At 49.9% G+C, this 9,186-nt stretch carries 8 protein-coding genes; 6 read left to right on the forward strand and 2 right to left on the reverse strand.

Translation table 11 applies throughout. The features are described 5' to 3' along the window. Positions 1 to 275: 275 nt before the first annotated feature. Entirely contained in the window at positions 276 to 875 is a 600-nt protein-coding gene (locus KOO63_02500; GenBank protein MBU8920708.1) for a hypothetical protein, read from the reverse strand. Between the two features lie 40 nt (positions 876 to 915). After that, complete coding sequence (locus KOO63_02505; protein MBU8920709.1) at positions 916 to 1,698, reverse strand: hypothetical protein; 783 nt, start codon at positions 1,696 to 1,698, stop codon at positions 916 to 918. Positions 1,699 to 1,915: 217 nt separating this feature from the next. On the opposite strand from KOO63_02505, the gene KOO63_02510 reads away from it, so the two are divergent. The 6 genes from KOO63_02510 to KOO63_02535 all read left to right on the forward strand — a co-directional run. Next, positions 1,916 to 2,851, forward strand: coding sequence for an ABC transporter ATP-binding protein (locus tag KOO63_02510; protein ID MBU8920710.1), 936 nt, complete (start codon positions 1,916 to 1,918; stop codon positions 2,849 to 2,851). A 2-nt stretch (positions 2,852 to 2,853) separates the two neighbouring features. Then, positions 2,854 to 3,567, forward strand: a complete 714-nt coding sequence (locus KOO63_02515) for an ABC transporter permease (protein MBU8920711.1) — start codon at positions 2,854 to 2,856, stop codon at positions 3,565 to 3,567. Between the two features lie 10 nt (positions 3,568 to 3,577). Continuing rightward, positions 3,578 to 5,785, forward strand: a complete 2,208-nt coding sequence (locus tag KOO63_02520; GenBank protein MBU8920712.1) for a Gldg family protein — start codon at positions 3,578 to 3,580, stop codon at positions 5,783 to 5,785. 17 nt (positions 5,786 to 5,802) lie between these two features. Beyond that, positions 5,803 to 6,792: a DUF4340 domain-containing protein gene (locus KOO63_02525; protein ID MBU8920713.1), complete on the forward strand. Its 990-nt coding sequence runs from the start codon at positions 5,803 to 5,805 to the stop codon at positions 6,790 to 6,792. Positions 6,793 to 7,068: 276 nt separating this feature from the next. Next, positions 7,069 to 7,749: a hypothetical protein gene (locus KOO63_02530; GenBank protein ID MBU8920714.1), complete on the forward strand. Its 681-nt coding sequence runs from the start codon at positions 7,069 to 7,071 to the stop codon at positions 7,747 to 7,749. A 286-nt stretch (positions 7,750 to 8,035) separates the two neighbouring features. After that, on the forward strand, positions 8,036 to 9,186 hold a 1,151-nt coding region (locus KOO63_02535), incomplete at its 3' end, for a glycoside hydrolase family 92 protein (GenBank protein ID MBU8920715.1).

Below are 9,186 nucleotides of genomic sequence, written 5' to 3' on the forward strand. Positions count from 1 at the left end.
CTGTTAAGCCATGTACTCTGGAGCTCTGGTTCTCCGCATCCGGTTGACACCAGAACACAGAATATAAGGCAGACAGGGATTCCCATGCCTGTTACTTTCCGAAATTTCATCTTTCACCTTTCCTGGGCGGTGACGAAGACGGGTGCAGGTGGGGTCTGCTCGTATCACATTCAATGTCGCATGAGGGTATCGGATGGTTTCAAAAATAATTCCAGATGGAGATTTAAGATTGAAAAATACACGGAAAATCATTCTGTGATTCCGGTGGCCAGTGATTAACAGGATGTTTCGACGATGCCGTTATCGATCAGGAGGTCAACGATATCCATGATCTCGGGGAGGTATGAGCGAGGCGTGTCGCTTTTCTTCATTATATGTTCCACTGAAAGGTGATTTTCTGTGGGGAATGGAAGGTGAAAGAGAAATTTCCCCTGAGGGTTCGTCAGGCTGATTCTGCGTTCATCTCTGGATCTGCCTTTTCCGGTAAAGAAATGTATGGAAGAGATGAAATCGTTTTTCCCGAATGTCTTGAAGATCACTCCCGAATTTTTCTTTTCCTTTATAAGGATCAGGCTTTCTTTTCCAGCAGATGGGGGGTCGGCGAGTCCGGCGAGGTCTATATCTATCGTTAGTTGTTTCCGGATCAAGCTGTATCTGAAATATGGCCGTTTCTTTTCGGAGACTTCCTTACGCGAGACTATTTTGAACTGGTGCAGGCCCTCGAGAAAATCCTGGGCGGTTTTTATATGGATGTCGAGTCTTGAGGCTGCTTCAGAGGCCGAGATATCGCTGTATGTGGCGAGCAGCCTGAAAAACGACCTGGCGTATTCCTTCGATATCAGTGATCCCAGTTTTGATGCGTTGAGAAAATCCATAGTCAAGATGTCCTTTCGCCATGTCGGGCTGTCGGCCCTTTCAACCTCGGGCGTTATTCAGAAGCTCCAGTATTTTTTTCTGATCGCCGTTCCGGTGCATCTCCAGAAACGTTCTGAACATGTCTCCGAACGAAGCGCACAGCTTGTCGAATGTCAGCTCTTCCCTGTATCTGTTGTAATCTTTTTGAGCGATATTGACTGTCATCTTGTTATCGAAATCGAACGCGACCCATGTCGTGCCGCCGTATCCCTGCCAGGGGATGAAAAAATGTTTGAGAATATTTTCGGGTACAACGAATACGACACGGTACTTCTCGACATATGGGACTACAATTGCGTATTTTTTCATGAATCGTGCGAACTTAAGGATCTCGTTACTTGTGAAATCCACGGAGCCGGCTGGCCATGGCCTCGGCGTGAACCCGTCTTCGGCGGTCTCTACAGGTCGAGCCGCCAGTTCGAGAGTGTCTCTGTAATACCATTTTATCTTTTTCTTCACCAGAGTATATATGAAGGCCGCGAACATGATAAGAGCCGCAGAGGCGAAATATGGGATACCTGTCCGGAACCCGATGAGAACACTTAGTGAAGTCAGGGCGGCAAAGAGGTAGAAAAGCAGACTTACAATATAGACCGGATTCCTTGTCCTGACGATGATCACCAGGTGAGTGATAAAGGCCCAGCTCATGATGGCCATCTGCAGTGCCTGGAAATGATTCTCACTAAAAGCGAAGACTGTACCCAGTATGAACACGAGTGTGATTCCCGCAAGGCCCAGCATCCATGGGTTGGCGGTTTTAAGCCGGGAAGATCTATTCATCATTACCTCCTTGAACCAGGGAGACATACTTCAATTCAAATGAAGTATATATAATATGAATGAACCTGTCAAGGGAAAATCGGACCTTTTGGTGGAGTTAGTGAGATTTCAATTGCAGGAAAACTGGAATTTATTTAATTTCTCTCTGTATAATTTACTTAATCAGCTATGCAAGGCAAGATGCCATCTTTCGATTAATCAGATCTGAAAGGAGTCGTCTATGATTGAAATTACTGATCTTACGAAATATTATGGCGACCTGTGTGCCCTCGATCATGTCAGTCTTACGATTGAACGGGGGAAGGTCCTCGGACTTCTCGGCCCGAACGGCGCCGGCAAGACGACTGCGATGAGGATATTGACAGGGTATCTGTCGGCCACATCGGGAAGTATAGTTGCAAGAGGACTGGATGTCGAGAAGAACGCCCTTGAAATAAAGAGAATGATAGGGTACCTGCCCGAATCAGCTCCCCTCTACCAGGATATGCTCGTTTACGATTACCTGGTCTATGTGGCGGAGATCCGTGGCCTGGGCAGTGATGCGATGGCCGACAGGATTCAGGATCTGGTCAAAATATGCGGCCTGAAAGACGTGATGCATCGTTCCATACACGAGCTTTCCAAGGGATACAAGCAGAGGGTGGGACTGGCCCACGCGATGATGAGCGACCCGGAGATCCTGGTCCTCGACGAACCTACTTCCGGACTAGACCCGAACCAGATCGTCGAGATCCGTGACATCATCAGGAAGATAGGAGCCGAAAAGACGGTTATCCTCTCCACTCATATTCTCAGCGAAGTCGAGGCTACATGTGACAGGGTAGTGATAATAAACAAGGGAAAGATCGTGGCGGATGGCAGCACAGAAGAACTCAAGAGATCTTCCGAGGCGGAATACACATTGAGCCTTGTGCTTAGCGGTGCGGACGAGAATGAAGTCAAAACATGCCTTTCGGGAATAGACGGAGTGACCGGTGTAGAAAGAACGGGAACAGAGAACGGCGATATGCCGTTCATCGTCAGTTGCTCGACTTCCGAAGATATTCGCGCGGAAGTATACGAGAAGATAAAGGGAACGGGCTGGATACTGCTTGAGTATCGGCAGGAGTCCAAGAGCTTTGAAAAGATATTCAGAGAACTGACAAAGGAGAATTGACGATGTCTCACCCGGCAAACCTGATTACTATATTCAAGAGGGAGTTCAAGGTTTACTTTGTCTCCCCGATCGCGTATATCGTGATTGCCATTTTTCTCGTATTGACGGGCTGGTTTTTCTTTTCTACCTTTTTCCTCTACAACCAGGCCCAGTTGAGGGATTTCTTCTCGCTTCTGCCATTGATTTTTTCCTTCATCGTCCCGACGTTGACGATGAGGCTTTTCTCGGAGGAGTTCAACGTCGGCTCGTACGAGATACTCGCGACGCTTCCGGTGACTTTCAGGGATATAATCGTCGGGAAATTTCTCGCAGCCGTCGCGTTTGTCGCGATCATGCTTCTTCCCACTCTCAGCTATGCGATTACGATCGCTGCTATCGGCGAGCTCGACTGGGGGCCAGTCGTGGGTGGCTATATCGGGGCCGTGATGTTGGGGGCGGCTTACAGCGCGATTGGGGTATTCGCATCGTCATTGACCAAGAACCAGATAATCGCGTTTATAACGGGTATGATCATCTGCCTGGTGCTTACCCTGATCGATAAACTTCTATTTTTCATGCCCGAATCGCTTCTGGGATTTTTCCAGTATGCAGGTGCGGCCTATCATTTCCAGAACGTCGCCAGGGGCATACTCGATTCCCGGGACATCCTTTATTTCGTAAGCCTGATCTTTGTCGCTCTCTACGGCGCGCATCTGGTTGTCGAAGAGAAGAAATAGGGGGGATGATATGAAGAGGACAGACAGACAACAGAAATATTACAGGTTCCTTCTCTACCTTGCGGTAGTCGTGCTTGTCAATATAGCCGGCCTGACATTGTTCTTCAGGCTCGATCTCACTGCAAACAGACTCTATTCCCTGTCGGACGCCAGCATCGAAGCTGTTTCGACATTATCTGAGCCGCTGACGATCAATGTGTTCTTTACGAAGGACCTGCCAGCACCGCACAACAATACCGAGAGGTACCTGCACGACCTGCTCGAGGAATACTCGGCGCACTCGAACAGATATTTCAACTACAGGTTCTACGATGTCAGTGCCGAAGAGGGTGACATCAGCGAAAAGGCGAGAAAGAATCAGGAACTGGCGCGCGGATACGGGATCTACCCCGTACAGATCCAGAACATCGAGCAGGACGAAGTGAAATTCAAAAAAGCCTACATGGGTATGGTAATGATGCACGGCGACGTTCTGGACAAGATTCCCTCGATAACGACGACGGAAGGTCTTGAGTATAGGTTAACTTCTATGATCGAGAAGATGAACAGTAAGATCAGTGTACTTCTCAACCTTGAGGAGCCTGTGGATATAAGGCTCTACCTTTCTTCATCCCTGTCGGATATCGCTTCCAGGTTGCGGATCGGTGACATCAGAGGGGTATCCGGCCAGCTCGGGTCGATAGTGGAGGAACTTAATAAAAAGTATTACGGGAAGCTGGTCTTTGCCTCTCTTGATCCATCGAACGATCCTGCTGCGCAGAAAGAAGCAGTCGATTATGGAGTGCTGACGCTTAGATGGCCGTCCCAGACTCAGACGGTCGATGGCCAGCCCGCGCAGGAGAGAGGCTCTGCCGGAATAGTTATTTCGAGCGGTGGAAAGCATGTGGCTATCCCCTTGATAAACGTTGTGCGTGTGCCCTTGTTTGGCACTCAATACAATTTTGCCGACATGGCCACGATGAATGAGAATCTCTCGGAGGTCATCGACGATGTTCTCGATATCAACAAGAAGATAGGATTTCTTTCGGGACACGGAGCACTTCCGTTGTCCGGAGGCCAGCAGATGCCGGGGCAGCCACCGCAGCAGGAAGGGCTCTCAAATCTTAACGCTCTCATCTCAGAGGAATATTCCATCAACAGCGTGGACCTGGGAGAGGGCATCCCGGACGGGATAGACTGCCTCGTGATCGCCGGCCCGACTCAGGAGTTCAACGACTATGAGCTGTTCCAGATAGACCAGTTTCTTATGAAAGGTAAATCGCTGGCCCTCTTTCTGGATCCCTTCGAGGAAATCGCCATGCAGGGCCAGCAGATGAACTATAATCAGGGACCTGTCTACAGGCCCCTGAACACGGGGCTGGAGAAACTCCTTGGGCATTATGGGTTGGAAGTCTCCAAATCGTACGTCCTCGACGAGAACTGTTTCGAACAGAGACTTCCCGAAATGTACGGTGGTGGCAAACAGGCGATCTATTTCGCGCCGGTCATCAGAGACGAGAATATAAACAACAGATTGCCGTTCATGAAAAATATCAAGGCCCTGATATCGATCCTCTCTTCACCCGTCGAATTGAAGCCGGACAGGCTGGAAGCGGTCGGTCTCGAGGGCGGCACGGTTTTCTCGTCCTCTGCGAGGTCCTGGGAGATGAGTGGCAGGATCAATCTCAACCCGATGTTTCTTCGTCCGCCTGACGATCCCGGTGAGCTGAAGAGTTCGTCTCTTGCCGCCATAGTGACCGGTGAGTTCCCCAGTTATTTTATGGGAAGAGAAATTCCGGAGAAACCTGTGAGCGAGGAGGCCGCCGCTGATTCGATTGAGGCTGCAAGGATAAAGATGGATGCTGCACGGGCCGCGGAGCTTGCCGAAGGGATAGAAGGAGAAGGCGCTTTTATCGAGAAGGGTGAAGCCGGTAAACTTGTGGTCGTGGGTTCTGCAGCTCTCCTGAAGAACAATGTTCTGGACCAGGGGGGCGAATCGACCAACGCGACATTTGTGATGAATCTTCTGGACCATCTGAATGGCCGTGACCAGTACGCCGAGATGAGAAGTAAAATGCAGAGGTACAATCCACTCAGAGAGACCTCCGGGGGGACCAAGACATTGGTGAAGAGTTTCAACATCGCAGGTCTCCCTGTCATAGTCGCACTGTTCGGAGTTATTGTCTGGTTGAGGAGAAAGGCGAGAAAAAAACGTATTGAGATGATGTTCAGCAGATAACAGCGGAGGAGGCATTGATGAAATTCAGAAAAGAATATATCGGGCTGTTGGCGATCATCGCCCTGCTTTCGCTGTACATCGTGTTCAGAAACAGCGACAGGACGCACTATGAACTGCCTGAATCAGATGCTGTAAAAAGGGAAAATGTGACGAAGATCGTCATTTCGCGTGAGGGTGAACAGATCGACGGCGAGTCGATCGGCAGCAAATCGATCCTTCTGGAAAGGAGCGATGAAAAATGGAACATCGGCCCTGCGGGATATCCAGCCGACAAGGCCGCCGTGGACAAGATGCTCGATGCGCTCGAAAAGTTCAGCCTTATGACACTTGTCGCCGAATCGAAGAACTACTCCTTGTACGAACTCGAGGATCGGATGAGGATAAAACTGGAAGTGTTTGCGGGACCAGATCTCATACTTGCCCTTGATGTTGGTAAGGCAGTGTCCACGCGTAGACATACTTTCGTTCGGCTGGAGGGTGACGACGATATATACCAGGCGAATGGAAACCTTCGGCAGGTGTTTGATACCGGGATAGACAGGTTGAGAGACAAAACAGCCGTGAGTATCAACAGGGACGAAGTCAGCGGTCTGACATTGATGACAACCGAAGGGGTCATCGAGCTGACAAAGACGCCCGAAGATGCTTTGAGTGCCCTGTCCAGTGAGGGAGATGCTGCGGTTGCTTCAACGGTACCACCATGGACGACAGTCGATGGACTGCCAGCTGATGAGAAGGTGATCGACCAGATCGTCAACGCGCTTGCGAACCTCAAATGTGAAAGTTACATAGAGGGGAGATCGAAGGATGAACTCGGAGATCCTCTTTACACTATCGTTGTCAAGATGCCTGTCAGTGTGATCCTTTCGATCTACGCGATTGAGAATGATAAATATCCCGCCTTTTCTTCGCAGAATGGTTATCCGTTCTATCTGCAGAAATCGAGGGCGGAACAGATCATGAAGGGAAAATCCGAGATCATTCCAGATGAGACTTCAGAGAAATGATCCTGAAGCAGGGCATTGGCGCAGCCAGCGCCCTGCCCGGTTCTCTCAAGAGTTTTCAGATAATCATGAAAAGCCCGCTCTGGCGGGTTTTTTTTGCCTTTCAGTCATCCACCGACTATTGAACTTTTCTTATTGTGACCTGGTGTACTGCTCTATTTTAAGATATTTCACTCCCAGGCCTTGACAAGAAGATATTCTCGAAGTATAGTTATCGTGTAATAATCATTATTTGTTAATTATTGCTAATCGATATTTTGGTATCAAGGGGGGCGGACAATGAAGAATCTGGTAATAGTCTTGGCGATTGCGTTGTTGATATCTGTTGTTTCTGCTGCGGACAGTCATTCGGATCCATGTCTGGTAGCATATCCTTCCGGGGCCTGCGTCTACAGGTATGACGTTACCGAATATTTTACTGTGACGGCTGGCGATTCTCTGTACGATCCGATGTATGACAGGGGCGGGGAAGTATTGAGAGAGACCGGCACTCTGGACATCGATCACAGTATCTACCAGGCTCCTATGCTCAGCAGCTTCGAACCATCGACTGACGGGATGGATGGGTACTTTTTCTATAACAGTGAATTCACACTGGTAGTAGACGGTTTCTCCAACGAACCTGTTGCCTACGACAATGTGATCCTCGTTTTCGAGAATCTTTCTTCGAGCGACTGCAACGGGACGGTGATAATAAACGGAGTGCCACTGACAGGGAGCACTTATAATGCCGGCAGCCTGGTGGTTTCAACACCCACAGACGAGGGTAACAATTATTCCGATTCGATATCTCTCGATGTGAAGTGGCTGGGGTGCTATGGGATGAATGTGTGGGCGTATGCCGATATCGATGGAAACGGGATTTTTGACGGCGGAGAATGTTTTTCCGCCTTTTCCCACGATGTGACTATCGGAGCATCGAGCGCGTCCTGGGGAAATATCAAGAATCTGTACAAATGATCTCTTGGCAGAGACGGGGAAATAGTCTCTTGCAGGAGATATGGTAACGAGCCGGGGGGGGCAGATCTTTCAGGATCTCGCATGGAGCAGGTTTTGACCTGCTCCTTTCTTTTTCAGATTAAATAAAGTCTCATTACAGAGACAGGTCATGATCCGGCCCTGATATAGCTGGACTTGATCACCGCCACTGTACCATACTCCACGGCAGGTAACGAGACGATCATAGAAGCGGATAACGGGACATCGTTCCGGAGTCGTCCCACCTTCCGATATGGAGAAGAATAACATGAGACTCACTGCCCTGGTCCCTGCGGCTGTTATCCTGCTTGTATCTGTTTTTCCTGCAGGGTGCGGCACTGGTTCCTGCAGGGCTCCTGAGGTCACAGGAGATCATTCAGAAGCTGGACAGAATATTGTTTCCTGCCCGGGCGGTGGCCTGCGCGGCAAGCTGGAGACTTTCAGGTATGCCGGACTGGTCGACCCGTTTATTGGCACGGGGGGACACGGACATACCTATCCAGGGGCATCGAGCCCATTCGGTATGGTGCAGCTAAGTCCCGATACAAGACTGACTGGATGGGACGGATGTTCGGCTTACCATTATTCGGATAATCATATCTATGGCTTCAGCCATACTCATCTCAGTGGCACAGGTTGTTCGGATTACGGCGATATTCTGGTCATGCCGGTTACAGCGGACCCATTTGCCGGTGATGCTTCTTCAGAGCTCGGGGAGTGCGGGGCCTCGTTTGACCATTCCTCGGAACACGCATCTCCAGGATATTACTCGGTACTTCTCAATAGCCCGATGCGCGACAGTTCGTTGCTCGATAATTCGTTGGATTCAAGCAGCCGTGGTATAGTGGCCGAACTGACGGTTACCGAAAGGTGCGGGTTTCACAGGTACAGTTTTGATTCTGTTGATGAGGTGGGGATATTTATAGACCTTGATCACAGGGACCGTGTACTGGACTCCAGCCTGCGGATCTCTGGAAGGAACGAGGTCGAGGGGTTCAGAAGGTCAGAAGCCTGGGCGGCAGATCAGCATGTCTATTTCGTGGCCCGATTTTCCAGACCGATAACAGGAAGTGTGATTTCCGGTAACAGACTTATTGGAAATGATGACACCGGCGAAAACGGCATCGAGGGCGCAAAAGGATGGTTTGGATTCGAGGCGGCGGAAGACGGCACCCTTCTTGTCAAGGTAGGGATATCGGCTGTCAGCATGGAGGGAGCGAGAAAGAATCTCGAAGCGGAGATCCCTGGATGGGATTTTGATAAAATAGCGGTCGAGGCCGCCGGGAAATGGGATGACAGCCTTGGCAGGATAAAGATCAGCGGAGGCACGGCTGGAGAGCGAACGACATTCTATACGGCTCTCTACCACTCGATGCTGGCGCCGAATCTGTTCAGTGATGTCGATGGACGTTACAGGGG

This window comes from Candidatus Latescibacterota bacterium (assembly GCA_019038625.1).
In the GTDB taxonomy this organism is placed as follows: Bacteria; Krumholzibacteriota; Krumholzibacteriia; order Krumholzibacteriales; family Krumholzibacteriaceae; genus JAGLYV01.

Bases quoted from the DNA above. Each gene is read 5' to 3' on its own strand.
- KOO63_02500 (MBU8920708.1), bottom strand. From the start codon at position 875: ATGGATTTTCTCAACGCATCAAAACTGGGATCACTGATATCGAAGGAA.
- KOO63_02505 (MBU8920709.1), bottom strand. From the start codon at position 1,698: ATGATGAATAGATCTTCCCGGCTTAAAACCGCCAACCCATGGATGCTG.
- KOO63_02510 (MBU8920710.1), top strand. From the start codon at position 1,916: ATGATTGAAATTACTGATCTTACGAAATATTATGGCGACCTGTGTGCC.
- KOO63_02515 (MBU8920711.1), top strand. From the start codon at position 2,854: ATGTCTCACCCGGCAAACCTGATTACTATATTCAAGAGGGAGTTCAAG.
- KOO63_02520 (MBU8920712.1), top strand. From the start codon at position 3,578: ATGAAGAGGACAGACAGACAACAGAAATATTACAGGTTCCTTCTCTAC.
- KOO63_02525 (MBU8920713.1), top strand. From the start codon at position 5,803: ATGAAATTCAGAAAAGAATATATCGGGCTGTTGGCGATCATCGCCCTG.
- KOO63_02530 (MBU8920714.1), top strand. From the start codon at position 7,069: ATGAAGAATCTGGTAATAGTCTTGGCGATTGCGTTGTTGATATCTGTT.